This window comes from Candidatus Thiodiazotropha sp. CDECU1, assembly GCF_963455295.1.
Classification (GTDB): domain Bacteria; phylum Pseudomonadota; class Gammaproteobacteria; order Chromatiales; family Chromatiaceae; genus Thiodiazotropha.
The window spans coordinates 1,913,708-1,939,647 of the sequence record NZ_OY734020.1; the positions used below are offsets into that span (position 1 = coordinate 1,913,708).

The window sequence follows — 25,940 nt, forward strand, 5'->3', positions numbered from 1 at the left end:
CCAAAAAAATTTTAAAGCCGGAACAAACCCTTATTCTATATTCTCAGCTAAAAGCGCAATAATACGCGAGGTGTGCCAATGAAGCCATATCCGGATGCCCTAATCTTCAAAATCTATCGGCAGAATTTGAGGGGACTTTAACCGTATAGACTTAGAGCGGGCGTTCTTTCCGGTGATCAATTCGATCCGCGAGGCGGGTATAGCAAAGGCCTTGGCAAGAAATTTCACTAAATGACGGTTTGCCTTGCCATCCACGGGGGGTGCCGTGATGGCGATTTTGTACTCATTTTCACCAAAAGGGCCGATGAAGGCATCCCGCGACGCCTTGGGTTGTACACGCAGATGGAGGATCAGATCTTTCTGCTCCCAACGAAACCAGCTCACAGAAAAGGACTGCTGGTGACATGTCGAAGCGGAGGCAACAGCAACATCTTCAGAAGTATCAGGCCGATCATGACCAGCATCGGCGAGAGATCAATACCTCCCATAGGAGGGAGGATTTTTTGTGCAGGTCGCATCACAGGGCCGGTCAAACTGTATAACAAGGCCGTCGCAGGGTTGTAGCTGCCGGGATTCACCCAGCTGAGGATAACCTGAATCAAAATCCCAAACAGATAGATATTGATGACCAACTCCACCAACTCCGGTATGGCCCAAACAAAAGGGGCTAGCAGGTTAATGGTGGTGCCTGTGAGGCTGACGATGATAAAGAGCTCGATGGTTTTGAGGAGCCAGGCAAGCACGATGGAGGAAAGGTCGATGCCGCCAAAACCTGGAATCAAGCGACGAAAAACCTTCAATGGGGGGTTCGTCGCCTTCACCAAAAACTGGGAAATCGGGTTATAGAAATCCGCCCTCACCAGTTGCAACAGGAAACGCAACAGCACCGCGAGGATATACAGCCCGAACAGGATTTGTACCAGAAAGACGACGGGATCGGTAAGGTAACTGCTGCCCATGCTATTGGTCTCCCAGCATATCGGAGAGTTCGACCGAGCGCTCTCTGGCCCCTTGCAGGGCCTTCTCGAACAGGGTTCGTATCTCACCCTCCTCAAGGATGCCAAGGGCGCGCTCTGTTGTACCGCCGGGAGAAGTGACTTTTTGTCTTAGGCGTGCAGGTGAATCGCTGCTTTCAAGGGCCATACGGGCTGCACCCAGGGCTGTCTGCAAGGTCAGCAGGCGGGCTGTATCCTCATCCAGCCCCATCTCTCGGGCGGAGGCCTCTATCGCCTCCATGACAAGAAAGAAATAGGCGGGACCACTGCCTGAGACAGCGGTGACCGCATCCATTTGAGATTCATTCTCAACCCAACGGGTGAGGCCCACTGCCCGTAATATGCTTTCAGCCTGGTTGCGCTGTATCTCACTCACTCCTGGGCCGGCGTGCATACCCGTTGCACCGGACTGAATCATGGCCGGGGTGTTCGGCATACTGCGCACCAGTGCCACATCACCGCCCAACCAATTCCGCAGGGTGGACTCCTTGACGCCGGCGACGATGGATATCACCAGTGGCTGGACCTTTTGTACAGTTGCAGCCAAGTCCTCGGTCACTGCCTTGAGGACTTGCGGTTTAACCGCCAAAACCACCACCTCTGCCTGGCTGATGGCGCTGTTATTCTCAGACTGGGTGTTAACGCCGCAGCGTGCAGCCAGTTGGGCCAGCTTGTCAGGGTCGGGATCACTCACCGTGATGCGCCCCTTGTCATAACCATCGGCAATCAAGCCGCTTATCAGGCTGGTGGCCATGTTGCCGCCACCGATGAATGTGATGTTATCGTTACTCATGCCGTTGCTGTTCACTTTTGTTGATTGGGTGCAGGCTTCACTGATTATACTGCCGTGGGCCAAAAATTGCGGTGCCTATTCTGACGATCGTCGCGCCCTCTTCGATGGCGGCCTCAAGATCGTCCGACATGCCCATGGATAGGGTATCCAGTGGTATCTGCGCAGACTTAAGTTCGTCGCGTAACAATCTTAACCGCATTAAGGGGGCGTGTTGAGCCGCATTCCCGGCAGCAGGTGCCGGGATGGTCATCAGCCCCCTGATAGATAGATTGGGGAGTGCGGTATAGGCCTTGAATTGCTCTCTCAATGCCACTTCGCTGAGACCGTCCTTACTCGATTCACCACTGGTATTGACCTGGAGACAGATATTCAATGGTGGCAGACCCGGGGGACGTTGCTGGCTCAATCGCGTGGCATGTTTAAGGCTGGCGACGCTGTGAACCCAGGCGAATTTTTCAGCTATCGGTCGGGTCTTGTTGCTCTGGATGCGGCCGATGAAGTGCCATTCCACGCCTTTGTCCCCTAACTGGTCAATTTTCACCAGCGCCTCCTGCAGGTAACTCTCGCCGAAGCGTGTCTGCCCGAGACCCGCCAATAAGGCAATCTCCTCAGCGCTCCTGGTCTTGCTGACAGCCAGCAGCCGAACGCTGTCTGGTGTACGTTCAGCTGTGGTTTCCGCCTGGTGAATTCGCTTCAACACCAGTTGATAGCGCTGCTGCAGCCTGTTTCGAGTCTGATCTGTCACGCTGGGTACATCAATTAAATTGTGCAATTTGCTTGGTTGTTGGGTTGATCTTTGTAGTATCCTGCAAAGTGAGGTCAAGTTGATGCCATTTCAAGTTGAACTGCCTCAGATGCATAGAGTGTTTCCTTAATATTTGACTGCAACACAGCTAAACTTATCCATTTTTGGGACGATAGCTATGAAAAGCGCAAATCTATGGATAGGGAATGCCATCATCGCGGAACATCGCTAAAGTGTCTATATTGCGACTCATCATGGGTCTTTAGAATTTCTAATGGGGGAATGAATGGATATCGCTGAACTTCTGGCCTTCAGTGTCAAGCACAACGCATCAGACTTGCATCTCTCTGCCGGTTTGCCACCCATGATTCGTGTGGATGGCGACATCAGACGCATCAATGTCCCCGCTCTTGAACACAAGGTCGTTCACGCCCTTGTGTATGACATCATGAATGATAAACAGCGCAAGGACTTCGAGGAGTACCTGGAGAATGACTTCTCCTTCGAGATTCCCGGATTGGCGAGATTTCGTGTCAACGCCTTCAATCAGGCCCGCGGCGCATCGGCGGTCTTTCGTACCATCCCATCCAAGGTGCTGACCCTGGAAGAGCTCGGCTGTCCCACTACCTTCAAGGAAATCGTGGATGTGCCCCGCGGGCTGGTGCTGGTGACCGGACCGACCGGCTCCGGTAAGTCCACCACCCTGGCTGCCATGATGGATTACAAGAACGACAATGACTACTCCCATATCCTCACCATCGAGGATCCGATCGAGTTTGTTCACTCCAGCAAGAAGTGCCTGATCAACCAGCGCGAAGTGCATCGTGACACCTTGGGATTTTCCGAGGCGCTGCGCTCTGCTTTGCGTGAAGACCCGGATATCATCCTGGTGGGCGAGCTGCGTGATCTGGAAACCATCCGCCTGGCCTTGACCGCCGCCGAAACCGGACATCTGGTATTCGGTACCCTGCACACCAGTTCGGCGGCCAAGACCATCGACCGGATCATCGATGTCTTTCCGGCGGGAGAGAAGTCGATGGTGCGATCCATGTTGTCCGAATCCCTGCGATCCGTGATTGCCCAGACCCTGCTGAAAAAGATTGGTGGTGGTCGAATTGCTGCTTGGGAGATCATGGTTGGCACCCCGGCGATCCGAAACCTGATCCGTGAGGACAAGGTCGCGCAGATGTATTCCGCGATCCAGACCGGACAGGCAGCGGGGATGCAGACCATGGACCAGGCCCTGAAGGAGTTGGTGCAGCGTGGTGTGGTAAGCCGTCTTGACGCCAAGGCCAAGGCGCAAAACAAGGATCAGTTCTAAACTATATTATCTTCCAGGTGTATGATGACACCTGTTCAGCCCCGTTTGCGGTTGCTATCTGCTGCCTGAATTAGCGACGTCACATCGCTGCCGGGTTGGAATCTGAATAAAGAGGATAAGATTATGGATTTGAACGCACTTCTATCCGTGGTGGTGAAAAACAAGGCGTCCGATCTGTTCGTAACCGCTGGGCGAGAGCCCTCCATAAAGGTGGATGGAAAGATCCATCCCATCAATAAGACCCCTTTGACACCCAGGCAGACCAAGGAGATGGTCTATAGCATCATGACCGATGCACAACAGAAGGAGTTCGACGAAACCAAAGAGTGCAATTTCGCCATCAGTGTCAAAAGATTGGGCCGCTTCCGGGTCAGCAGTTTTTATCAGCGCGATACTGTAGGTATGGTACTACGCCGCATTGAAAACAAGATACCTACCCTGGAATCACTCTATCTACCCCCCATTCTGCAGGATCTCTCCATGGTCAAACGCGGCCTGGTGATCTTCGTGGGCGCTACCGGAACCGGTAAATCCACCTCACTGGCGGCCATGATCGGCTATCGCAACACCAGGGGCGATGGTCATATTGTCAGTATCGAAGACCCCATTGAGTACATGCACGATCACAACCAGTGCATCATTACGCAGCGTGAAGTGGGTATAGACACCGAGTCATATGAAGTGGCGCTCAAGAACACTCTGCGCCAGGCGCCGGACGTTATTCTGATTGGTGAAATACGTACCCGAAAGACCATGGAGCATGCCATTGCCTTTGCCGAAACCGGTCATCTATGCCTCTCGACCCTGCATGCCAACAACGCCAATCAGGCACTTGATCGTGTTATCCACTTCTTTCCGGAGGATGCCAGGGAGCAGATCTTTATGGATCTATCACTGAATCTGAAGGCCATAGTGGCTCAGCAACTGATCCCGAAAGTGGACGGCAACGGCCGGCGTGCCGCTGTCGAGGTGATGTTGAATACCCCCTTGGCCGCAGAGCTGATTCGCAAAGGTGAAATCCATAAGCTCAAAGAGTTGATGAAGCGTTCAACGGAACACGGCATGATCACTTTTGACCAGCATCTCTTCCAGCTTTATGAAGAGGGTGTCATCAGCTATGAGAATGCCCTGGCCCATGCCGATTCGACCAACGATGTACGCCTGATGATAAAACTTGGTGCGGCCCATACCAGCGACTCCCTGATCGATGAGCTGGATGGGATTACCCTGTCGGATGGTAAGCACTGATCACAGACCTGGGTTGGGTGCTATGAACCGCACCCAACCTACAATTTACTGTGGCAGCCCTTCCAGATAGCGCTCAGCCATCTGATATTGGTTCTCCGACTCATTTGCAGCCGCACCGTCATCGATCAGAATCATTTCGCAATTTTTCGCCATGCGGGCCTGCATAGCGGCCTTCCAAGCCCCCCGCGCACCGGTCTGGTCATCGCTGGAGAGTGCGGCCGCCGCGGCCGCAGCGACAAAATGCTCGGCCTGTGCCGCCCAATCGGCATCGCTACCGCAAGCGGTATAGGTCTGCGTTGCAAAGGCCTTCACGGTTTTGTAGGTCTCCTCCAGCTCAGCCAGGGAAATATCCGGATTACTAGCCGCGTCGATGGCGCGATTGATACGTGGGTCTTGACTCAAATGACCCACATTGGCAACAAACTGACCACCCAGGGCGCGCTGCTCGGCAGGTGACAGCCCGCTGATCGCTGCTCGTAGATCATGGTCATTGGTGATGTTCTGAGGCATGAGAGATCCCTCCTGAGAAACGCTCGATCACAGATAGGAGCTATCTGATTAACTATCATAGAATTGCCGTGGAGCAGGGGTGATGATCTGGATCAGTTAATTAGCATATTCTGCTAATAGATCGGTCCGCACATTAAATCCGATGATCCAAGAGGCGATTTGTCCGCCTATTCCAGCAGAGAGAGCATTTCAGAAAATTGCTTCTCCCTGGCCCAATCCACGGCCCGCTTTCCGGAAAAGTCCTTGATATTCCGATCAACCGGGTGTGACACCAGTCGTTCCACGGCCGCCCTATGACCCCGTTTCGCTGCCCAGATCAAGGCAGTCCAGCCATTGGTTTTCTCCACCAGGTCGATATCGGCCCCAGCCTCCATCAGAAGATCGATGACATGGGGATGATTGTTCGATGCGGCCAGCATCAGAGATGTGTAACCCCCTTTGTCCTTCTGGTTGACGTCAGCACCGGCCAGAATAAGACGCTTGACCGCCTCGCTATGGCCATTCAATGCGGCCTTCATCAGGGGGGTCCAGAAACAGGCATCCTTGACATCGATGACTGCACCATCCCCCTCGATCAGCCTGGTGAGGGTAGGGAGGTCGCCATTCTCTGCAGCAATCAGCAACGCCGGGGGCTCATCAACGAGGGTTTGTTGTGGTGTATCGCTGCCACAACCATGCCAGATCGGTGAGAGGAGCAGGAATAAGCCGTACAGGGAATTGGCAGAGGGGCGAATGAATCTCATCCCATCTATTGTCACCAGCACTGCGAGGGGCTCAATGCGGATTCGCAATCAGCGACTATTTCTCCGGTCGCTTCTTGGGATCGAACAGGTGATTGGGAAAAGGGGTGATATTCGAGTCGGAATCTATCTCTATGATTTTGCCGGGGCCATGCTCGTTCTTCTCCACCTCATCGATGCGAATCACCGCATGGATGGGTATACGTGTGCGGTGGACACCGGAGAACTCCTGTTTCAACTTCTCGGCGGAAGGATCCACGACTACCGTACTGGTCTCCTGAAAGATCAGGTCCTCAATTTCCACAAAACCGTAGAGTTCACCTTGCTGTACAGTTTTGGCGAAGATTTCGTAGACCTTTCCCTGGTTCAAGAAAACGACTTTAAATATACGCATGACTGACTCTACATATCAGGATCTACCCTATTAATATACATTAGGTTTGAACGAAGGGTTAAAAGAGTCAGTTATCGGAAGCCACTATTAGTTGTGCTCAGAGCAGGATCGCTTTAGGGGCATTGTCGTGGCTGCACCCCTGTAAGCGGCTTCCCTTGTTGGGCATCAACACCTACCGGATTTGAATAATGTCCCACTGAATGTATTATAGAGATATAAATTCAGCTTATGACTAAGGCCCCATTAGGTAGAAGGAGGGCGCCAAGGGTGAATTGACCGTGATAACAGAAATAGTACTGCAGATAGCATCAGCGCCGGGCATACAACTGAGAGTCGTCAAACGCCTGAAGTCATTGGGCCTGGCGTGTACCCAAAGAACCCTGAAAAATACCCCATTCGTCGATACCCGATACCTGGTGCTCGAGCTGGATGGTCCTGACATGCCCAAACAGGAGATCATCGACCAGCTCAGAGGGGTGCATGGAATTCTCTCGGTTGACAAGTTGGATCAGAAGGGCGTCGCCTCTGTCCATGTCACCGATGAACAAAAGAGTGAGCCTGAGCATCAGCAGACAATTGCCCCGGAAGTGGGGGATCAAGAGATACGTGACCGTATGCTCGTCTTCTCCCTGTTGAGCCGCTATCCCAATGTGGGTGGTCGGCTTTACGAAATCTTGAGTACCATACCCCAGGATGAGCGCCTGTCCAGGGCCAGGCAGCTTGGACACAGCTTCGGACTGCACCTGTTTAAACAGGAAAAACTTTCTTCCCCAATAGAAGACCTGCCTGAGGCCCTCAGCCAATTGATCTTGCCGGCGATATCACCCATGGCTGAGGCGCATCTGCAGAATAATGTGCTCGCGATCACTGCATCGAAAATCAACGTCAGACCGAAGAAACCCCAGAAGCACGCCTGCCAATTTCTGCTTGGTACCTTGAAAGGCCTGCTTAGCACTGCTCTGCCAGGGAAACACCATATTGAGAAGCTCTGTTGTGCGGCGGAAGATGCGGATGACTGCAGATTTCAATTTCAATACAAGAACAGAAACGAGAAGGTCACTCGATAGCAGAAATTTTAGGCCACAAAGTCCATAACAGACTGTGTCTCATGGTGCGTGACAATGGGGACTAACTTTTTATCGGTATATTGAAACTTGGATCCTGCGGTTGCTGTCCATTTACTGACGAGTTAACCGGGGAGTGTTCACTCTATGCGCCTTTTCTCTCTGATGTTGCTGCTTTCCCTATCCGGTTTGGCCCTGGCCGATGCCCAGGTGGATCGTCTGCTTGAGGCCGATGAAGAACCTGCCGGTGTGGTCTTCGAGATCATAGAGGATGACGACGATGCCCTGGGCTGGGCCCTGCCCAAGATCGCTGAGTTAAGCGCTCGATTGCGCAAACGTTTTCCTGAGCTGCCGATTGCCGTGGTGACCCATGGGCGTGAACAGTTCGGTCTGTTGGCTGATGAGGCAGATGGCCTTTTGGCGCCAATCCATGACCAGGCGCAGCAGCTGAGAGATGAAGAGATCGATCTGCATGTGTGTGGCGTGCATGCCGGATGGGATGGTTACACACCCGAGGATTTCCCGGCTTATGTGGATGTTTCCCCTTCGGGTCCGGCGCAGATCCACGACTACCAAAATCTCGGTTTCGTGTTGATCGTATTGCAGGGTCCGGATTATTAACGTTGGATATAGGATTAGTGTGGGAATTCTGTGATACCCACTGTAATCTCAGATTAATCGGCTGCTTGAGTATTTAATAATTTATCGGTGTCTCGTATTCTTCTCATCAGTAGTCATATCGCGCCTCGACTCGCTCTAAATCGTCACGATCTTCCAGTACCTGATCTTCCAACACTGACAACTCGTACTCCGTATCTGCCAGCTCTGCATTGAGGTCTTTAATCTCAGCCAGCAGCGCCTTCCGTTTTTTGCGGCTGATACCATCACGTATCAATTCAGCTTCCGCATCCTCAATCTGGCTGTTCAGATCATCCAGAATATTCTGCTGTTGTTTCAGCTTACGTTCGCTGTTTCGCAGTTGGGATTTGGCCTTGTGTACCTTAAGGCCATCAGACCAGGCTTGTTCAAACTCCCTGGCCAAAGGCGCTTTACAGACCCTGTTGAGCTTTTTACCGGATTTGCCCAGTGCATAACCCTTACTGGGAATGCAATATTCCTCAAGACCTGCCAGACGACCCTGCTCATAGCGATTCATGTCCGGCGTAATGCCATACTCTGAACAGGCCTTTCGATGATTACTTAAATGGGAGAGTGCATGACCCTTTGCTCCATCCTCATAACCAATGGCTTGCCAATCGGCCACCATGCACTCATCTTTGCCCATGGAGGCACAACCTGATAGTGCAAAAATCGTTGCAGCAACAAAAAAATATCGAATCATATCTATTCCGGATTTAATCTGATTGAGTATAGTATTGACAGTTGTAATGATGCTGTATTCTCCCAGATTAATATGTCGGCAGACTCAATACACGCTTGAATCAGCTGCTAATTCATAGATGTCGCTGGTTTTTTATTTGTTACAGTCGTAATCGACGACTAAGAGGGGATTTGCCTAGACAGCAGGGAAGCTGAGTCTGGCACATATTTTAAAAAACCCATCCTAAATATTGGATGGGTTTTTTATGTTGGAAACTATGACGGGCTTAGCAATCGATGTGCTGGTACTTGTCCTGATTGGGAATCGTTTCGGCACAGACAACATCGGTGGGCTATACAGTGGTGATAGGGGGTGGCATCCAAGCTCACCAGGGTAATACGCACACGTATTGTCGCAGCCAACCGGGAAACCTATCCAGAATTACGCATTAGATGCGATTTGGATGGGTGTCTCAGGTACTGCCGCTCATCCAGAGGTTCTATTAGTTGCTGCTACGTACAGCGTCAAAATCGTCAGCAATCAACAGATTGGTCAGAAAAAACGCTTTTGCGCGGGTCTTTTTCTGACGTTGCATCTTCTCTATCTGAATGGGGCATTCATGTGGCTGCCAGTCGCAGGCCGTCCCACTGATAACCAGGTGGGGGCACTCCTGGCAGGTTTTCGATTTGTAGAGGCCGGTCATTTTGGTCGTCTCGGGTATGTTGCAAGGTTACAACTAAAAAAATAGCATAATTACAAAGAATTACAAATCAATTCTCTGTTTTTTTGTAAAAATGTGACAAATTACCAAAGTGTATTATAAAAACTACTTCTGGGTTCGGACCTGCAGTTGATAAGCCACTGATAAATCGAGCCGCCCAGGTGCAGATTCAAAACAAAAACCATGATGGGAAGACGACGATAGGTGTCTCGTGGATATGCAATTGTCAAATCAATTGTAGATTCCCTGACCCCCACCCGGAGCCCCGCCAATGGAGGCACAACCACCTTTCAATCGCTGGCTTGTCGTATTTGGCGCCATACTGATTCAACTGGCACTCGGTGCGATCTATGCTTGGTCAGTATTCACCGCCTTACTTACCGATCCTGCGGGCCCCTATGCCTTCAGTGCCAGTGAGACCGCCTGGATCTTCTCAGCTGGGCTCGCGACGTTCGCCATAGTCATGGTTATGGCTGGGCGCTGGCTGCCGAAGATCGGACCCCGTTCACTAGCGGTGTCAGGTGGTCTGCTACTGGGTACCGGTTACGTGCTCGGCGGATTGTTCGGCAGCAGTTTTTGGGCCCAACTGATCTTCATCGGCCTGATCGGTGGTGCGGGCATCGGTCTCGGCTACGTGGTGCCAATCGCTGTCGGCGTGAAGTGGTTTCCCGACAGGAAGGGGTTGATCACCGGGCTCGCTGTAGCCGGGTTTGGCTTCGGTGCGATCATCATGGCGCTGAGCACAAGGCCCGAGCCACCGGGCAGGCTGGCCAAGGCTTAGGTCTGCTTGCGACACCACCTTGTTTCCCAAATACTGGGTTATATACGAACGGCTAACCTTGGCATTTTATGTGCGGTAAGGAACTAAACTTCATCTTCCCGGTGAGCGCTGATTTTGGGCATTTCACCGGGTATGCAGCGCAATCGCAGGGTAATGGGACGGCAACAGACCGAGCAATCCTCAATGATTACCTGCTGCGGCTCGCTGGTATCGATCAGGAGTTCAATCCGTTCGCCGCAGTAGGGACAGTCGATGAGAGAGGCCTGGAGTAGATTCAATTAAAGGTTGCTCCACGCGGTTGGGATTCTCACTCACGCCATGGAGGCGTATCAGGTAACGCCTGAATTCCTGTCACTCGCTGAGTGGTGCCTGGTTCAACATGGTCTGCACCGTTAGCGTTCTATACTGAAAAGTGTAGTGCACTTTCACCTTGAAGCTGGGAAATGTCTGGGTGTAATAATTTTGTGGTTGTCTCATATCGTTATAATTCCTCCTTGTTATCATATTCGGTATCTTCAGCAGATATTCAGCTTGTTGGTCTAGACTGACAATGTTTTCAGCGAAATAATGTCTAAACAATGTGTATAACCATGTCATACCTTTAAATTCGGGCTTTCGGGGTTATGAAGTTATTACTAGTCGAGGATTCAGTTCGCCTGCAGAGATCACTGACGAGTGGCTTGAAACAACAGGGTTTCACGGTGGATCAAGCCTTTGATGGTGAGAAGGCGCTCTACTTTCTCAAAGTAAATATATACGACGTAATTATTCTTGATCTGATTTTGCCCAAAGTTGATGGATTGACAGTATTAGCCACTCTGCGTAATAACCATGTTGATAGCCATGTGTTGATTTTGTCGGCAAATGACCAGACAGAAGATCGAATACGTGGCCTGGATCTTGGGGCAGATGATTACATGGTTAAACCGTTTTCATTTGATGAACTGGTATCGCGACTTAGAGCGTTGAATCGCCGTCGCTCTGGAGTTAAAAATCCAGTGCTAGAGGCTGAAGGCGTTCAAATTGATTCGGTGTCACGCATTGTCAGTTTTAATAATCTAACGGTGGCATTGACTCCTCACGAGTATGAAATACTTGAATTTTTAGTACGTCGTCGTGGCCGTGTTTTTTCACACGATCAATTAATTGATCAATTGTATGACTCTAGTAGTTACGTGACACGTAATGCGGTCGAAGCCCATATCAGTTCGATACGCAAACGATTAAAAGCAACTGGGGCACCATCCCTGGTTAAAACCCGACGCGGTTTTGGTTACTTAGTTGAGTGAAATCGCGTGCATTCGATACAAACAAAGCTTAATGTTTCAATTATCAGTGCGTTAATCGTGGTGTTGTCACTTACCGCTGTATTTTTACACACCAGAATCAAAAATCATGTGGTAGAGGTCTATGATACAGGGTTGTTTGACAAGGCGCAGGCACTTATATCTCTGACTGAACTTGATGAAGAGGGTCTAGAGTTTGATTTTGCCGAAGATGGCCTAATGTCAGAGTTCCTGGCAGGTGACTCGCCAGAGTATTACCAGTTGTGGGAAGAAGGCGAGCGGTTACTGATTAAGTCGCCCTCACTGGCTGAATCTAATCTTCCGCTGGCTGGAGTCGCGATAGACACTTTTCAAACTTCCAATCTTAGATTGCCCGATGGCCGAAAGGGGCGTCTTATCGAAATCAGTTTCATGCCACGTGTTGAGATAGATGAAGATGAGATCGAGGAACTCATTGAACTGCCACAACCTAAACCGATATCGCTGGTATTTGCACGTGAGAGAGATTCATTAAATAGAACTCTGTTCTCGATTGGATTTACCATATTTTTAGTTATCATAACCGTTTTACTGGTATCCGCTTTATTGGTATGGCGGCTGATTGGTAGGGGGCTAATGCCGTTGTCTTCATTGGCTAAACAGGTAGGTGAGATCGATGAATCAAACTTGGATGCGCGGTTGAAGCATGAAGGAGTGCAAAGTTTGGAAATAGCGCCTATTGAAAACCAGTTAAATTATATGCTGGAACGTTTACAGTCAGCGTTCGAACGAGAGCAACGCTTTTCATCTAACGTAGCGCATGAGTTACGTACGCCATTGTCTGAATTAAGGACCTTATCCGAGGTGGGGCAGATGATGCCAGATGATCCAAAACAGGTTAACGCATTTTTTACTGATGTAGGAGAGATTTCTCAACAGATGGAAAAAATCGTTACGACGTTACTCGAACTTACCCGCTCGGAGGCAGGATTACTACACAGTGATCCCGAAGATATCGAATTGTCGCGATTTTGTGATGAGGTCTGGCAGCAATCTGTTAACAGTCAGTATGCGGGTAAAAAGCTGGTTAAACAGATACCAAGTGATCTAATTATTTCAACTGATCGTGAGAAATTCAGTATGATTCTATGCAATCTGTTCATCAATGCTGTTAGTTATAGTCCCGATGAGGAAGAAATAGAAATTTCAGCTGAAATTCGCAACAATAATGTCGTGTTGTACGTAAAGAACGTGGCCACTGATATAAAACCGGAAGACATTATTCATATGAAGGACCGCTTTTGGCGCAAAGACAAGGCCAAGGGTGATTACGATCATTCTGGATTGGGACTGACCCTGGTAGATGCGCTAGCTAGAATAATCCATCTGGATGTGAAGTTAGCCCTCGATAGTCAACGTGTATTCATTGTTACAATCAGCGGCCTGCCGCTGGTTGTACAATATTGATTCATCCTCAGCGAATTATCAGAAACCAAGATTAATCTGTATGCTGTATAAGTCTGGTAAGTACAGGTCTGTTACTGTTCTCTGGATACTATATTTAGGAACTATTATTTATTAGTAGGTATAAACATACACAGTGGTTATCGCAAAGCGAAATAGTGCAGAGGCCAATATGATTTAAACCGGGTCAACAGTGCTCTGTTGTCCAATCTTTATAATGTGTAATGATTAATCGTCATTACCAACTTTGATAATACTACCATCGAGACTGATGATGGCCTCGAGTTTGTCTCCTTTATAAACAAAATCTACTTCGTAGATCTTTTTCCCCTTATACCTTTCTTTTTCGATTTCAGTAATCCGTGCTCCCGGGTAAGAATTATCGATAATTATTCGTACTTCTTCCTTACTAACGGCATAGCAGGGCGATGTAAGGAATATTAATAAAACTAATAATAAAAAAACCATTTTCATGCATTTTTCCTTTAGTGCAGTACGGATCACTATTTATATTACACAAAACCTATTATTCAGCAAAATTTCAGATTACTTTCAGGGGAATTTCAGGGGATACACTTAATATTATTGACACAGGAAGAACCTGTGATCATCACATATATAAGAGGACCAATGAAATGTATTTACCCAAATTACCCCTTTGTATCATGATGGCTGGATTGTTAGGGGCCTCTCCCATGGCAATAGCGGAAGTAGATATACCATTTGATGAGGCCGAGTTATTTTTTGAATTGAATGATACCGATGGAGACCTTGGTATCCACGGCAAGATTGACGGCGATGAGTGGAAACGACTTGAAATTGAAGACCCCTACGAGCGTCGTATGATGTATGTCCGTGCGATTGGTCGGCTCAAAAAACAAGGTATTACAGAGCTGTTTTTCGAAAGTGCCGAGCCGACCTTTGATGAGCTTGATCCAAAGAAATTCTTTAAACGCTTTCCTGAAGGTATATATGAAATCGAAGGTATCACTCTGGATGGAGAGGAGCGGGAAAGTGAAGTGTACCTTTCTCATGTCATTCCTTCAGCACCTGGTAACGTCACCGTCAATGGACAGCCAGCAGCTGAAGACTGTGATGCAGATGAGCTACCAGTGGTTTCTGCCCCAGTTACGTTATCATGGGATGCGGTAGTTAGTTCACATGAAGAGCTTGGTAAGTATGGTGATGTGAGTGTTCGGTACTACGAAGTGGTAGTGGAAATCGATGAGACGGATTACAAATCGACAAGTATTATTCCAGCAGAAATGACTGAGTGGACAATTGGCGATCCAGATTTTTTTGAACTTTCTGAAGAAGGTGAATATAAGTTCGAAATTCTGGTACGTGCAGAAAGTGGTAACAAATCCGCAATGGAAAGTTGCTTTGTTGTTGAATGAACTTGAGACAACCCTCACCAGGAATGGTGAGGGTTGATATATACAGGAAGATCAATGAGCAAATACAGCGTAGTTTCAATTGCTATTATTGTAGGCATCGTTGTCACGGCATACCTGCTTGTGAATTCTCCGCAAAGCGAGGTTTCAGACAAGGCAGGCATCATGCTTGAAACAGGAAAGCTTGCCCATAAAAAAGTAGCTTCACAAGAAAAAGTTGCATTTATCAAGCCTACTAATTCAGAATTGAAATTGGACACAGATACGCCTGAATTGAAACAACCGGAAGCATACGAATCGCATCCGGAGTTGCGTAGACTTATGGAATTGGAACAGGCAAATCTTTCATCATACGACACATTGATGCAGCTAACGCAGCTATTGAAACATGATGAGAAAATAGTACGTATTGCAACGATTGAATACATCAGTGAACTAAAGCACCCTGGAGCATTTTCACTATTAATCGATGCGTTGAGCGATAATGTACCGATAGTACGTATAATGACGCTAGAAGCGCTTGCGCAACATAGGGACGATATTCTAGCTATATATATCGAACCCATGTTATTCGATGATAATAAAGAAGTCAGAATAGCGGCTATTAAAGCAATTGGTGAATTTGAGAGTGAACAATCCGTATATGCTATTTCAGGCTTGTTGATGGATTCTGATAATGACGTCCGGCTAAACGCAGTCAGTGCAATGGGTGAAATTGGAGGAGATCAAGCTAGCTCTTATTTGAGTCAGCTTGTTAATGATCCAAATATATTGATTAGAGAAAATGTGCACGCAATATTAGCCGAGTCAAATCAACAAGATTTTTAAGTTAAATGCACAGTTGAACCCTAATGACTTATTTTTTTTAAAGCGAGGCGATATCCTAGAAAAAACAACCGCTAATTCTATATGATTACAGATTCATCATCAGCACTGGGTCTACATGACGCAGTAATTTTTGAAGGCCGGTTGAAGGGTTTTGTGGATGCGAGTAGAAAACTTAAAGAGGCATGTCAAAGACGGGGTTATCAGCGAACGCCTAACCTTGGGATCGCTACCAGTTTGCTACCTTGCTAAGCAGGGGTGGTGCGGCTATTCTACTTATACCTTTTCGTGAATCGAATAAAAGCATACAAAAGAGGAAGATATGAACAGAATCGGTATCAGTGCGGCAATGTTGGTTTTATCGACACCCTTTGTCTCCTGGGGTGCTGAATGCAATGGAGGGGGTACACCGTTCGGTAAATACCAGACTGTAACCAAGGGTATGCTGGACTTGACCATGGCCGGAAAGATGAATCATGCGACCTCCAATGACATCGGCGAGCAAGTGAAGATTGCCGAGGCCCTTGCCGAAAAAGGTGAACACCAGAAATCCTGCGATGTCTACGATGCGGTGATTGCAAAATACGGATTCAAGACGATGGAGGAATCGTACTACGAGAAGTATCCGGAAAAACGCCCTGGAAGTAGCACACGTAACCAGGTAAAGAGCCAGTCATCAGGAGCATCGGCCACAAGTGCGATAGCAGGTGAGGCAGCGACGGCTGATGGAGCAACTGCATCCGAGGCCAAATAGATTGTGGGAAATGGGGACACTCATAAGATAATAACTTAACTATCTATCACCTCGAATTCTATCCCCAATTCACGGCAGAATTTCCTGCCACGATTCACCCATTGTGAGGCGGCGGGTTGACTGATGGACAAGCGGTGCGCGATCTCGCGCAGACTCAACTTTAGCTCCTGTGAGCCCCAAAGACAGATCAGTGCCTTTGCTAGAGACAAGTCATTGCCTCGGGCCTTTTGCGTTAACTGTTCCTCTTTGATGCCACAATACTGGCTCACCCTGCGAATGAGACGATCCAGATCCCAGCCGGCCTGAATTCGCTGTGTGGCCTGTTCGACCTTCAAGGTGTCTTGAGCCAGTGCGCGTTCGACGAAGTCACTATCGCCTAGAATGCGTTCGTCACCGATACAGTACACGTGTTCCTTGCGCAAGCGCTTGAGCCCTTCCCATCCGCCGTAACTGCGAACCAGGCCTCCTCCCAGTAGCTCGTCCGAGTCCCTTTCCTCAAGACCCTGGACGACAAATTCCCGATAGCGACGTCTCGCCGTACCCAATCCTCGGGCAAACAAGCCCAGTACCTCGCTAACAGACTGCCAATCCTGCTTTCGATGCCCCATGAGGGCCGAATGACCGGTCCACGGATATCTATCCAGGTCAGTCAGATTTTTCACCATCGCAGCACGTAGGGGATTCAAGTGGATGTAGCGCACCAATTCCAGCAAGTAGGCATCAGCGTCGCAAAGGATGGATTTGTAGCGATTCTGAAAAACGTAACCACTACGGTGATGACGGCGATTGTAGTGACCGGCATAACCTCCCAGCAGAGGTGCCATCAACTTGGCGAGTGGTTGATCCCCTACGCGGATTAACAGGTGATAGTGATTGGTCATCACCGACCACGCCACGCACTGGGATCCATTGCGCGCCAGCGTCTCGCCCAGGCGGTCGAGGAAGTCCTGCTTGTCCGCGTCAGCATAGAAAATCCGGCGACGTTCTAGACCGCGACCCATCACGTGATAGCAGCCACCGGGGATGTGTAGACGTCCATGTCTGGGCATGAGGAAAAGCTAACACTGGGTAGGGGGGCTGTCAATTAAGTTATTAAGTTATTAGTGAACTTCACCTTTTAAATCGCATCCATATCATTTTCTGAAGAAAACCGCCCTCGACCATCTCTCAAGTGCTCTTCCGGTTCTTTTCTTTTTTCATGAATTGCATACACAACAGACCTATTTGCCGCCAACTTATCTGCAATAATTGAATTTATGTTTTTTGACATTGAATTGCTTGATCCTACCCACCCCTTACGAACTAATGCCACGAATTCTGAGTTGTTTAACCACCTCTGACTATTTTCGTAACCTATAAATCTGCCGCCACGCGGGCCAACTGATTGATCTGATACAATAAATTTCTCCCAAAGCTCTAAAGGAATATACATACCTGGAGTCATTCGACTCCAATGGTCTTTAGAGTTTGAGTTGCAGAACTTAAAAAAGAAGGGGTTTTTATTCATTCTATATTCTTCAATTTGGCTGCTGTTTTCCAAAGGATTTTCATTCAAGAATTTACGCATACGCGAAATTTCTTCTTTGTAGCTGCCATCAGAATCTGGCCGGTATATTGGTTCAGGACTCCCAGTCAAACGCTTATACTGAATTAAAACAAATGACCTGTATGAGTGGTGGTAATAAACTAAATCTACACCCAAAGTATTTTCAATCTTGGTTCTGTTAGAGTTCAAAAGAGTTAACTTTCCGTTTTCAGTTTGAATCTCGACAGCGCCAACCAAATGCCGTCGCATTTGATCGACACCAGGAAATTGCATTAAATCATTTTCGATCATGTGATCTTCAAGAACGTTCGCACCGCTTTTTTCTAGAGACTTAATAAAAGGAGCTTCTTTTTCAATCGGGGTATTACTAAGATATTGCTGACGTACTTTAGAACCTTGAAAGGTTTCTAGTGAAACAGCTACTGCATCGTGCTCGTAAGCAATTACATCTTTAAGAGGAACTCTTTTCATCTTCTCTCGTGACGCAATCACCTGAATTAGATGTTCAATATCACTCTTTGAAATATTATCTGTACTAATAATGCAATCAAGTAAAGCCTCCCAGCTAGCGGGGGGAATACCGGACACCCTTCGGGTAGGTTTGTGAATGTGATTGCTAAACTTTGTAGAAATTTTATCTAGTACGTGATCGATAATTAGAGGACTAGTTAGCTCGATTGCAGGGCCAATCGAAAACTTTCTTTCAAGATCTCCGGATATTTTGTTAGCTGTACAAACCGCTATGAAATTGATTTCATTTTCGTTCGTAGAGATTAATGACAGAATCGATGTATTGCCCGATAAAGCCGCTTTGCTAAGATTAATAGATACAGTTCGACGACCTCTCTGTAGACTTTCGCCGACCTCTAGGTCATCACATATAATCCATAACCCACCTATTTTCCGAGACATTATGCTTTCCTAAACTCCGCTCTTTTTTGGAGAAAATCCAAATTTATAAAATGTCCGCTTTGGGTTGCAGAAATATGCTAGATAGCGTCTGACACTGTCTGGCAGATTGATTCTGGTTCAATACAATTATTGCTGTGCAAGTCTATTCCTCAAAGTGATTCATTTTCAATTTACATCATGTAGTCGGTGTAAGCCATGCGGCTAAATGAAGGACTCGATATGAGATGTCGTTTCATGGGTAATCATAAATTTCTAAATTTGCCAATAGGCACAAAGATATATTGAGTCATCACTACATTGAACGAAAATAAAATCAGTTTTATTTTTGTAAGCTATGACACCAGAGTCCTGGTCCATATCGCTATATCGTTCCAATATAGATTCTCTATTCGTCAGTATTTACTCATATTGTCAAATTTCGGGGGTGAGCGTAGCGTTTGGTTCGTAAGTTGGAGGTGCTGGTTGGACGACACCTCCATGTGCCATAAAACATGTTTTTCACTTCTTTGAGTAATGCAGACTTAGTGGCAATGCACAATGCCAGTGCTATTGTCCATATGACAGCATTGCCCAGGAGGTGAACTCTTACGGCAACCGCCACCATGGGACATTGCAACACTGCAGGCAAACACTAGCATTAATGCAACGATCAACATTTTCATAAATATATCCTTCGCACCCTATTGTTATGTGAATGCTAGATGTTGGATGCATGAGCACCTAACAGATGATTTTTTTGTTTACGGTTCTAATTTTCGTGTTATACCAATGACTCAAATATTGCGTCATACCACCAATGGTTCTACATATCTTCTTTTTCTAATGAAATTGAAGTAGGCAGCTAGCCTTAAGGAGAACGGAGAAAAATGACAAGAACTCAGATTTGCGGGTTTTAGATGCAAACGCAGTGGTGGTATTAGTCTTTTTCGTATCACTGGGCGAATGAATGCTGAGAAAGACTCTAAAAAAAACTGGATAAGGAAAATCTTGATCTTTACCGTACTATCCAGATTTCCTCGAAAATTCCTGATTAGTCTCCAAACATTGAGAAAAGTCGTCCTGCTTGGATTAACCGTTTTTTTGAGTTCCATTCCGAAAAGCATCCCTATGAATGTGGAGAAATTGAACTGCTTTCAGTTTTAGAACAAATAACTGTATACCGCAAGGTTTTTAATGTCAGCGTAGGTATTTAATGCCTGATCTTAACCATCTCCTGAGTCTAAGGTGCCTTCTGTGTAAATATTGCAAATAGTGAGTGACACAAAACAAACCGGCGATCGAGTTTCTTTGTTCCGATGAAGTTCATAACATGCTGTGGTTCCTAGAACCCACAGACGTGGAAAACATATCTAGAAGGTTGAGTTGATTGTTATTGAAAGGAAGGGGGGGCTAAATCATGCTTATATGTAGCACCGGCGTAGCACTGAATAATTGCTAAAAAATCAAACCCGGAAAAAATATAATAACTATATGAATAATAAACTAAAAATGGAGCCGATGGGCGGAATCGAACCGCCGACCTACTGATTACGAATCAGTTGCTCTACCGACTGAGCTACATCGGCCGAAAGCGGGCAATTATAGCCGTTGAGCCGTTTTCGGGTCCACTTTTTCCCTGTCTGACAAACCACACCTGGTTGGCAGCTCTGGAATAGAGTACACAATGCCACCTAGACAACATTTTCCCGTCCAGCATCAATAGCATAGGGCGCTGGGTCCAGAATCGTCGGGCGCCCGAGTACTATATCCGCCAACAGCCTGGTGGAGGCTGGCCCCAGCACCACCCCGTTGCGAAAATGCCCCGCGTTGAGGTAGAGGCCGCTGATTTCCGGGACCGGTCCTATATAGGGGATGCCGTTGGGGGAGCCGGGTCTCAGGCCGGCCCAGTGGTGTTCGATCTTGGCCTCGGACAGGCTGGGGAAGTGGGCGAGGGCGAATGCCGCCAGCGCCTGTTTCGCCTGTTCGGTGGTGTGTTTGTCGAAGCCCCTGTGCTCCAGGGTGCTGCCCACCAGTACCCTGCCGTCCTTGCGGGGGATGATGTAGCGGTCGTTGTGCAGGACGATGCGGCTGATCTCGCCGGGGCGATGGCGAAATATGATCATCTGGCCCAGTACCGGTTCGATCTTCGGGGGGGTGACGATGCTGCTTAGCAGGGATCCACTCCAGGCGCCGGCGCAGATGATGACCTTGTCCGCCTGGATCGTGCCGGTGGGGGTCATGATGCCCCGTACCCGACCCTGCTCAATCAGGAGTTCTGAGGCCTCTGTCTGCTCTTGAATATCGATCTTGTTGCGGATGGCATGATAGAGGGACTTGGTGAGCCGGGGATTGCGTATTTGCGCCACTTCGGGCAGCCAGGTTGCTGTTTTGGCATCGGTGCCCAATCCGGGCTGGCATTCACGGATGCCTTGCTGGTCGATGAGCTGGAGCGGCTGGTAGAAACGTTCGGACCATTCAACCGTGCTATCGGCATCGTCGGGCTCAAGGATCAATAGCCCGCTCTTCAGATATTCAGGATCCGGACCGCCGGCTTCGATCAGCATCTCCGCCAGGGCGGGATAGTGATCCTGACTCCACTGCGCCAGTTTGGAGATGGAATCGGCATAGCGCCAGGGGTAGAGGGGTGAGATGATGCCACCCCCCGCCCAGGAGGATTCGCGGCCCGGGTTGCCCTTTTCGATCAAGGTGACAGCCATTCCTGCGCTGTGCAGTTCATTGGCAGTGAGCATGCCGATGATGCCGCCACCCACTATCAGGCACTCTGTCATGAAAAAAACCTTTTGAATGTTTGAAGGCCGGCTTGGTCAGTACATGCCGAATCCACAGGATCGAACACAGCAGAATAGCATGTTCTGACGGATGGTGTCTTTGTCAGGACCAGGCCCTGGATCGACTAGCTGCTAGTCTTCAATCACCTCTTCCCAGTAGATGGGAAGGAAGCGGTCGCTCCATTCGTGCTTTTTCTCCAGATCGGCGAAGAGGAATATCTTTTTACCCAGGGTTGTATTGCCATCGCTGTCCTCACCACCGGGAAATACCAGCATGGGGGAGGGCGGGATGCCCTGCAGTTGCAACTCCGTGGATCTGTCGCTGATGGTGAGTGGGTCCTCTGTGGCGCCATTCCAGTTGATGGCTGCGTTCGCACTGATCAGGTCGAGCCCATAGATGTTTGCTGTCCCGGTGTTGGATGATGCCAGGCAGGGATCATCCGGTAGTTCTATGTTGGCGCGATAGGTGGTGAAGAAGATGGCGTAGTCGTAGAGAATCGCCCTGGAGAATGACTTCTCTCCTGCCGGCAGATTGATGAACCAGCCCCGGTACTGGTCGGTGAGCACTTCACCATGATTCAGGACCGTCGTCGTTGCATTGATGAAATCACCATCATCCGCTGTCTCATCGGTGATTTCACGGCCCCAGATATCGTTGTCCCGGATCATGTAGAAGCGGTCCTGGTAATCCGCATCCAGGGGATTGGCATGGTCTCCCGTACCGATCATCAGTACCAGGAATTGCCGGGTGCCCTTGGCATAGTAGCCGATCTGGGGTGTGTTGAAGAACTTCCGGTGGGCATTCGATCCCTGATTGATATCGGCCAATACACCACCTGTAATGGCGCTGCTCTCATTCTCCTCATCGGGAAAATCCACCCGGATGATTCTGCCACCCACATCGGCGGCATAGATGCGATCCTCCAGGCCGTTGCCGTTGATATCCACGGTGGCAAGATTGCTGGGTATGGAATGGTCCATCCCATCGATGGTGTGGCTGGCATCGGTGTTGGATATGGATGTCAGGAGTGAGCCGTCGGCGGCGTCGAGGATATAGATCGCATTCCCCTGGTCGTCTGTCAGGTTGCTATTGTCCTGGTCGGGATCGTAGCCGCCACCGAAGATCAGCACATCCCGATTGGCGCCGCCGACCCGCATCTGGACAAACAGGGGTTTTGACCAGGTCTGGCCCAGCCTGGCGTATTGACTTGGGGAGGCCTCTCTGGAGATCTCAGTGATGTACTCGGGGGCCAGTCGGTTGCTGATATCGAGCAAGTGGTATTTTTCGCCCCCCCTGCGCATACCGATGATGGCGAGCTTACGGTTACCGATTTCATAGATGGTCATGGGTCCATCAAGGCCGTAGTAGGGTGTGTTGGATGGGTTGTTGTTCCTGAGATGGCGGATATTCGGCATCAGGTCCTGGGGCATGAAGGCCCAGAGCTCTTCCCCTGTGTCGGCGTCGATGGCCTCCAGCACACCTTCACTGGTGGGTAGATAGACGGTGCTCTGCTGCCCGTAACGGACCACCTGGGGCCGGGTATGGATCGGGGCCCCCATGACCCCATCGCGGGCGGGGTGGTTTTCAGTGGCCACATACTCTGGATGGCGGCTGATCCAGTTGAGCAGAATTGTGCGCTCCTCCTCGCTGGTGACCCCGAGCATCTCGGGGGTGATGGCGGTTGTATCCCGATGAATGCGATTTGAAGCATGCTCGAGGGATGCACCAGGATTCAGGTTGGTAAAGAGTGTTCTCAAGCCTGTCATGTTACGCGCAGCCCCGCCGTTGAGGGGGTCACCCTCGTCCGGCTGACAACCGGCTTGCTGACAAAACAGGTCAACGGTGCTGGCGAAGGTGTGGTCTTCATTGAGCACCAGTTGGCCATCGCTTGCGCGTAACTGAATGTCATCGTCAGTGACGTCCATGCGGTATTTTTTCAGGTTGCCGCGCCAGAAATTCCTCGCTTCCGGGTAGAACAGGGGGACGAAGATATACTCATCATTGACTGCCGCGTTGTCCGGATTGAAAGGGATGGCGGGGGCGTTCATGGCGTAGTCGATGGAGTCCTGGGCCTCCTCGATGATGGTAGTGAAAGCATTCACGATATCGTCTTCGTTATCCGCATGCCAGGAGATACCACCCCCCACGCCTGCCACTCCATCCATGAACTGGCGGGTGGGTGAATCCTCCGGGGCGCCGAAGGAGATGGTGTAGGTGAGGATATTCTGCACCCCGTCCCAACCCGGATCCGTTGCCAGATCAGTCTGGTAGGCCCAGGCGCTGATCTCGTAGGCGCAACGGGCACCGTCGTTGTACCAGGATGGGGGGCTGTTATTGCTGTCTACGAAATTGTCGAAAAGGTTGACCTGCGCGCATACACTGCCCTCATATTCGGTTCTGGTGGTGGTGTTGGGGGCACCGTCGGAGAGCAGAACCAATCGGTTGGGGGCGCACCTGAGCTCCTCCGGGTCGCCGTTCAAGGGCGATTGCAGACTGCTGCCCTGAATCTGGGTGGGTATCCTGTTGGGATTGAACCAATCGACTGCCGCTGCCAGGGCATCCGTGGTTGGAGTATAGAATAGGGACTGTAAATTATCGATCTCCGAGCGGAACGCTGAACGCTCATCACCCACGATAGCGAAATCGCCGGTGAGGGCTTCCAGTCTGGTAGTGGCTTCATCGCCGAAACCCGATGTGGTGTAGCCAAGCAGTGCCGCATTCACATTGTCGAGCAATTCATGGTCGACAATTCTGCGCAATGCGCTGACCAGGGCATCCCTGCGTGAGCCGGCCGTCACATTATTCTGGTCGACTGGACCACCCATGCTGCCGGATTCATCCAGCAGGAACAGAATATTGGGTGGCACCGGCTCCACCGGCGGTTGCAGATAGACTTCGATGTCATCGGCACTACTGGAGCCAATCACCACCCATAGCAGGATGAGTGCTAAAGACCTGAGGCTTGAATGATATTGATTCTGAATATGTTGAGTGCGGTTGTGTGACATCAGTACCTCTGTCTTAGCAATCCCACTTGCATCCGGTTATGGGTATGGGTATGGCCTTCGCCGACCGTGCCGATTGCGTCTGTCAGAAACAGATGGGTGGTATTGTCCAACTGGTGACCGGAGAAGAAGAGACCCTCTCTCTCTCCTTGATACATCATGCTAAGGCTTGCCCTCAGGGGAGGATGGGCGTTCAGCAGTGGATCCGAATGTTCATCCCCTGGTTCAGGCGAGACGAAAAAGCTGTCGTGTTCACTGACTTCATTCACCTGGGAGGGTATGTCAAAGTCGTCAATGACGGTTAAATCCGGCCCGATTACCTTGGCCAGGGCATTTTCGGCTGCAGCGAAACTCAATGCCTTGAATTGATGATTCACTGCGATCTTGGTATCCAGGTTGGTGTTTTGCACGGCGCTGATGCTGAGCAGTGTCACGATCGTGAGGACGATCAGGCTGACCACGAGGGCAACGCCGGATTGCTTGGAAATGGATGTTGATTGAGGCATGGATATGGCAACTCCTCAGATATCGGCAAACTGGCGATACATATGGTGCAGGTTGCGCAGTGAGATGGTGGTGCTGGCGGACTTGTAGATGTAGTTGTTGTCAGGTGCGGTGAATCTGGCCCCCAGCAGGTCCAGCTGATCCGGTGTCTGCGGGCGATAGGGCCAGGGCAGTTCATAACCAGCGCCGGAGGCCACAACCAGGCTGACCCTGATCGATACCACACTCATCCAGTTTTGCGCATCGACGGCATCAGCAGTGAGGTAGATGTTCGCAGAGCTGTCAGGTTCGATATCCGTATCGACCCCATACAGCACCCGCATCTGGGCGATGTCCGAGGCGATGGGCTGGGATTGGATCAAGTCTCCGTCCAGATAGGCCTCGCAGTTGAGGTCACCCTCCCGGTCCACCACGAAGCGTACCGTGACAATTCCATCATCCATGGTGTCGTCGTCCAAACCGCAGGGTGCGGGCCCGGATGCATAGCGCACCGACACGATGCTGGACTCCTCGGGGGCAGGGCTCCATTCTGCCCCGGAGTGGGGCGTGCCGCTTACGATGCTATCCGGCACCAGTTCCAGGGCCGGGAATGTTCTGGTGCCATTGTCCTGCTGGCCATCCCTATATGCGGATGGGCTGTCTGCCGATGTGGCTATGCCTCTTCCCGCCATGATCAATGCGCGACGCAGCTCCTCGAATACGAATCGATACTTATCTGTGGTTACGGAGTTGGCCGCGGTGGCGTTAAAGGCGTTCTTGCTATCGATATAGATCTTCGCGATACCACTCACAAGAAAGAGACTGATCGCAGTGGCAATCAACAGCGACAACAAGGAGAAACCAGTCTGAGAATACTTTTTTACCTGCAT

General features: G+C 49.6%; 27 protein-coding genes and 1 tRNA gene. 10 read left to right on the top strand and 18 right to left on the bottom strand.

Translation table 11 applies throughout. The features are described 5' to 3' along the window. Nucleotides 1-99 precede the first annotated feature (99 nt). The 4 genes from R2K28_RS08665 to R2K28_RS08680 are packed head-to-tail and all read right to left on the bottom strand — an operon-like array spanning nt 100 to nt 2,533. Entirely contained in the window at nt 100-384 is a 285-nt protein-coding gene (locus R2K28_RS08665) for a DUF167 family protein (RefSeq protein WP_116445670.1), read from the bottom strand. After that, a complete protein-coding gene (locus tag R2K28_RS08670; protein WP_316369191.1) occupies nt 381-959 on the bottom strand; it encodes a YggT family protein in 579 nt (192 codons plus the stop codon). The genes R2K28_RS08665 and R2K28_RS08670 overlap by 4 nt, the downstream gene beginning before the upstream one ends. 1 nt (nt 960) lies before the next feature. Further along, nucleotides 961-1,788 (bottom strand): pyrroline-5-carboxylate reductase, encoded by an 828-nt coding sequence (gene proC, locus R2K28_RS08675; RefSeq protein ID WP_316369193.1) that lies wholly within the window; start codon nt 1,786-1,788, stop codon nt 961-963. 37 nt (nt 1,789-1,825) lie between these two features. Continuing rightward, nucleotides 1,826-2,533: a YggS family pyridoxal phosphate-dependent enzyme gene (locus R2K28_RS08680; RefSeq protein WP_316369195.1), complete on the bottom strand. Its 708-nt coding sequence runs from the start codon at nt 2,531-2,533 to the stop codon at nt 1,826-1,828. Nucleotides 2,534-2,819: 286 nt separating this feature from the next. Between R2K28_RS08680 and R2K28_RS08685 the strand changes: the two genes are divergently transcribed. Continuing rightward, nucleotides 2,820-3,854, top strand: a complete 1,035-nt coding sequence (locus R2K28_RS08685; protein ID WP_316369196.1) for a type IV pilus twitching motility protein PilT — start codon at nt 2,820-2,822, stop codon at nt 3,852-3,854. A gap of 123 nt (nt 3,855-3,977) precedes the next feature. Further along, nucleotides 3,978-5,102 carry a PilT/PilU family type 4a pilus ATPase gene (locus R2K28_RS08690; RefSeq protein WP_316369197.1) on the top strand — a complete coding sequence of 375 codons (1,125 nt, stop codon included), beginning with the start codon at nt 3,978-3,980 and terminating at the stop codon, nt 5,100-5,102. 45 nt (nt 5,103-5,147) lie between these two features. Here the strand turns inward: R2K28_RS08690 and R2K28_RS08695 are convergent, their stop codons facing one another. The 3 genes from R2K28_RS08695 to R2K28_RS08705 all read right to left on the bottom strand — a co-directional run bounded on the left by R2K28_RS08695 (nt 5,148) and on the right by R2K28_RS08705 (nt 6,746). Then, complete coding sequence (locus R2K28_RS08695; protein WP_316369198.1) at nt 5,148-5,612, bottom strand: hypothetical protein; 465 nt, start codon at nt 5,610-5,612, stop codon at nt 5,148-5,150. A gap of 167 nt (nt 5,613-5,779) precedes the next feature. Next, the gene (locus R2K28_RS08700) at nt 5,780-6,355 is read right to left on the bottom strand and encodes an ankyrin repeat domain-containing protein (protein WP_316369200.1); all 576 of its coding nucleotides are present in this window, start codon (nt 6,353-6,355) and stop codon (nt 5,780-5,782) included. A gap of 55 nt (nt 6,356-6,410) precedes the next feature. After that, nucleotides 6,411-6,746, bottom strand: coding sequence for a DUF1820 family protein (locus tag R2K28_RS08705; RefSeq protein ID WP_316369202.1), 336 nt, complete (start codon nt 6,744-6,746; stop codon nt 6,411-6,413). A gap of 278 nt (nt 6,747-7,024) precedes the next feature. On the opposite strand from R2K28_RS08705, the gene R2K28_RS08710 reads away from it, so the two are divergent. Both R2K28_RS08710 and R2K28_RS08715 read left to right on the top strand, forming a co-directional pair. Next, entirely contained in the window at nt 7,025-7,813 is a 789-nt protein-coding gene (locus R2K28_RS08710; RefSeq protein WP_316369204.1) for a hypothetical protein, read from the top strand. A 144-nt stretch (nt 7,814-7,957) separates the two neighbouring features. Continuing rightward, entirely contained in the window at nt 7,958-8,431 is a 474-nt protein-coding gene (locus tag R2K28_RS08715) for a DsrE family protein (protein WP_316369206.1), read from the top strand. Between the two features lie 106 nt (nt 8,432-8,537). On the opposite strand, the gene R2K28_RS08720 is transcribed toward R2K28_RS08715, so the two are convergent. Both R2K28_RS08720 and R2K28_RS08725 read right to left on the bottom strand, forming a co-directional pair. Beyond that, on the bottom strand, nt 8,538-9,095 hold the full coding sequence (locus R2K28_RS08720) for a DUF2799 domain-containing protein (protein ID WP_316369207.1): 558 nt from the start codon (nt 9,093-9,095) through the stop codon (nt 8,538-8,540). A gap of 538 nt (nt 9,096-9,633) precedes the next feature. Further along, nucleotides 9,634-9,834 (bottom strand): hypothetical protein, encoded by a 201-nt coding sequence (locus tag R2K28_RS08725; protein WP_116445661.1) that lies wholly within the window; start codon nt 9,832-9,834, stop codon nt 9,634-9,636. 289 nt (nt 9,835-10,123) lie between these two features. On the opposite strand from R2K28_RS08725, the gene R2K28_RS08730 reads away from it, so the two are divergent. Next, nucleotides 10,124-10,633: an MFS transporter gene (locus tag R2K28_RS08730; protein ID WP_316369209.1), complete on the top strand. Its 510-nt coding sequence runs from the start codon at nt 10,124-10,126 to the stop codon at nt 10,631-10,633. Between the two features lie 83 nt (nt 10,634-10,716). Here the strand turns inward: R2K28_RS08730 and R2K28_RS08735 are convergent, their stop codons facing one another. After that, nucleotides 10,717-10,911 carry a CPXCG motif-containing cysteine-rich protein gene (locus tag R2K28_RS08735; RefSeq protein ID WP_316369211.1) on the bottom strand — a complete coding sequence of 65 codons (195 nt, stop codon included), beginning with the start codon at nt 10,909-10,911 and terminating at the stop codon, nt 10,717-10,719. 345 nt (nt 10,912-11,256) lie between these two features. Here R2K28_RS08735 and R2K28_RS08740 point away from each other — a divergent pair, with 345 nt between their 5' ends. Continuing rightward, complete coding sequence (locus R2K28_RS08740; protein ID WP_316369213.1) at nt 11,257-11,922, top strand: response regulator transcription factor; 666 nt, start codon at nt 11,257-11,259, stop codon at nt 11,920-11,922. 6 nt (nt 11,923-11,928) lie between these two features. Beyond that, nucleotides 11,929-13,365: a histidine kinase dimerization/phospho-acceptor domain-containing protein gene (locus R2K28_RS08745; protein WP_316369215.1), complete on the top strand. Its 1,437-nt coding sequence runs from the start codon at nt 11,929-11,931 to the stop codon at nt 13,363-13,365. A 225-nt stretch (nt 13,366-13,590) separates the two neighbouring features. On the opposite strand, the gene R2K28_RS08750 is transcribed toward R2K28_RS08745, so the two are convergent. Next, nucleotides 13,591-13,836: a hypothetical protein gene (locus R2K28_RS08750; protein WP_116445657.1), complete on the bottom strand. Its 246-nt coding sequence runs from the start codon at nt 13,834-13,836 to the stop codon at nt 13,591-13,593. 221 nt (nt 13,837-14,057) lie between these two features. On the opposite strand from R2K28_RS08750, the gene R2K28_RS08755 reads away from it, so the two are divergent. From R2K28_RS08755 to R2K28_RS08765, 3 genes are all read left to right on the top strand, one after another. Then, on the top strand, nt 14,058-14,759 hold the full coding sequence (locus R2K28_RS08755; RefSeq protein ID WP_316369216.1) for a hypothetical protein: 702 nt from the start codon (nt 14,058-14,060) through the stop codon (nt 14,757-14,759). A gap of 54 nt (nt 14,760-14,813) precedes the next feature. Further along, entirely contained in the window at nt 14,814-15,584 is a 771-nt protein-coding gene (locus R2K28_RS08760) for a HEAT repeat domain-containing protein (protein ID WP_316369218.1), read from the top strand. Between the two features lie 319 nt (nt 15,585-15,903). Further along, nucleotides 15,904-16,335: a hypothetical protein gene (locus R2K28_RS08765; protein ID WP_316369220.1), complete on the top strand. Its 432-nt coding sequence runs from the start codon at nt 15,904-15,906 to the stop codon at nt 16,333-16,335. A gap of 35 nt (nt 16,336-16,370) precedes the next feature. On the opposite strand, the gene R2K28_RS08770 is transcribed toward R2K28_RS08765, so the two are convergent. The 7 genes from R2K28_RS08770 to R2K28_RS08800 all read right to left on the bottom strand — a co-directional run bounded on the left by R2K28_RS08770 (nt 16,371) and on the right by R2K28_RS08800 (nt 25,940). After that, complete coding sequence (locus R2K28_RS08770; RefSeq protein WP_316369222.1) at nt 16,371-17,384, bottom strand: transposase; 1,014 nt, start codon at nt 17,382-17,384, stop codon at nt 16,371-16,373. Between the two features lie 68 nt (nt 17,385-17,452). After that, nucleotides 17,453-18,793: a hypothetical protein gene (locus tag R2K28_RS08775; RefSeq protein ID WP_316369224.1), complete on the bottom strand. Its 1,341-nt coding sequence runs from the start codon at nt 18,791-18,793 to the stop codon at nt 17,453-17,455. A gap of 1,489 nt (nt 18,794-20,282) precedes the next feature. Further along, nucleotides 20,283-20,358 (bottom strand) — tRNA-Thr (locus R2K28_RS08780). Between the two features lie 105 nt (nt 20,359-20,463). Continuing rightward, nucleotides 20,464-21,561 (bottom strand): glycine oxidase ThiO, encoded by a 1,098-nt coding sequence (gene thiO / locus R2K28_RS08785; protein ID WP_316369226.1) that lies wholly within the window; start codon nt 21,559-21,561, stop codon nt 20,464-20,466. A 132-nt stretch (nt 21,562-21,693) separates the two neighbouring features. Continuing rightward, complete coding sequence (locus R2K28_RS08790; protein ID WP_316369228.1) at nt 21,694-24,570, bottom strand: pilus assembly protein; 2,877 nt, start codon at nt 24,568-24,570, stop codon at nt 21,694-21,696. Continuing rightward, the gene (locus R2K28_RS08795; protein WP_316369230.1) at nt 24,570-25,073 is read right to left on the bottom strand and encodes a pilus assembly PilX family protein; all 504 of its coding nucleotides are present in this window, start codon (nt 25,071-25,073) and stop codon (nt 24,570-24,572) included. The genes R2K28_RS08790 and R2K28_RS08795 overlap by 1 nt, the downstream gene beginning before the upstream one ends. Before the next feature lie 15 nt (nt 25,074-25,088). Then, nucleotides 25,089-25,940, bottom strand: a complete 852-nt coding sequence (locus R2K28_RS08800; RefSeq protein ID WP_316369232.1) for a PilW family protein — start codon at nt 25,938-25,940, stop codon at nt 25,089-25,091.

Bases quoted from the DNA above. Each gene is read 5' to 3' on its own strand.
- R2K28_RS08725 (WP_116445661.1), bottom strand. From the start codon at position 9,834: ATGACCGGCCTCTACAAATCGAAAACCTGCCAGGAGTGCCCCCACCTG.
- R2K28_RS08790 (WP_316369228.1), bottom strand. From the start codon at position 24,570: ATGTCACACAACCGCACTCAACATATTCAGAATCAATATCATTCAAGC.
- R2K28_RS08765 (WP_316369220.1), top strand. From the start codon at position 15,904: ATGAACAGAATCGGTATCAGTGCGGCAATGTTGGTTTTATCGACACCC.
- R2K28_RS08700 (WP_316369200.1), bottom strand. From the start codon at position 6,355: ATGAGATTCATTCGCCCCTCTGCCAATTCCCTGTACGGCTTATTCCTG.
- R2K28_RS08685 (WP_316369196.1), top strand. From the start codon at position 2,820: ATGGATATCGCTGAACTTCTGGCCTTCAGTGTCAAGCACAACGCATCA.
- R2K28_RS08730 (WP_316369209.1), top strand. From the start codon at position 10,124: ATGGAGGCACAACCACCTTTCAATCGCTGGCTTGTCGTATTTGGCGCC.
- R2K28_RS08775 (WP_316369224.1), bottom strand. From the start codon at position 18,793: ATGTCTCGGAAAATAGGTGGGTTATGGATTATATGTGATGACCTAGAG.
- R2K28_RS08740 (WP_316369213.1), top strand. From the start codon at position 11,257: ATGAAGTTATTACTAGTCGAGGATTCAGTTCGCCTGCAGAGATCACTG.
- R2K28_RS08690 (WP_316369197.1), top strand. From the start codon at position 3,978: ATGGATTTGAACGCACTTCTATCCGTGGTGGTGAAAAACAAGGCGTCC.
- R2K28_RS08800 (WP_316369232.1), bottom strand. From the start codon at position 25,940: ATGCAGGTAAAAAAGTATTCTCAGACTGGTTTCTCCTTGTTGTCGCTG.
- R2K28_RS08750 (WP_116445657.1), bottom strand. From the start codon at position 13,836: ATGAAAATGGTTTTTTTATTATTAGTTTTATTAATATTCCTTACATCG.
- R2K28_RS08670 (WP_316369191.1), bottom strand. From the start codon at position 959: ATGGGCAGCAGTTACCTTACCGATCCCGTCGTCTTTCTGGTACAAATC.
- proC (WP_316369193.1), bottom strand. From the start codon at position 1,788: ATGAGTAACGATAACATCACATTCATCGGTGGCGGCAACATGGCCACC.
- R2K28_RS08755 (WP_316369216.1), top strand. From the start codon at position 14,058: ATGGCAATAGCGGAAGTAGATATACCATTTGATGAGGCCGAGTTATTT.
- thiO (WP_316369226.1), bottom strand. From the start codon at position 21,561: ATGACAGAGTGCCTGATAGTGGGTGGCGGCATCATCGGCATGCTCACT.
- R2K28_RS08715 (WP_316369206.1), top strand. From the start codon at position 7,958: ATGCGCCTTTTCTCTCTGATGTTGCTGCTTTCCCTATCCGGTTTGGCC.
- R2K28_RS08705 (WP_316369202.1), bottom strand. From the start codon at position 6,746: ATGCGTATATTTAAAGTCGTTTTCTTGAACCAGGGAAAGGTCTACGAA.
- R2K28_RS08770 (WP_316369222.1), bottom strand. From the start codon at position 17,384: ATGCCCAGACATGGACGTCTACACATCCCCGGTGGCTGCTATCACGTG.
- R2K28_RS08795 (WP_316369230.1), bottom strand. From the start codon at position 25,073: ATGCCTCAATCAACATCCATTTCCAAGCAATCCGGCGTTGCCCTCGTG.
- R2K28_RS08720 (WP_316369207.1), bottom strand. From the start codon at position 9,095: ATGGGCAAAGATGAGTGCATGGTGGCCGATTGGCAAGCCATTGGTTAT.
- R2K28_RS08760 (WP_316369218.1), top strand. From the start codon at position 14,814: ATGAGCAAATACAGCGTAGTTTCAATTGCTATTATTGTAGGCATCGTT.
- R2K28_RS08695 (WP_316369198.1), bottom strand. From the start codon at position 5,612: ATGCCTCAGAACATCACCAATGACCATGATCTACGAGCAGCGATCAGC.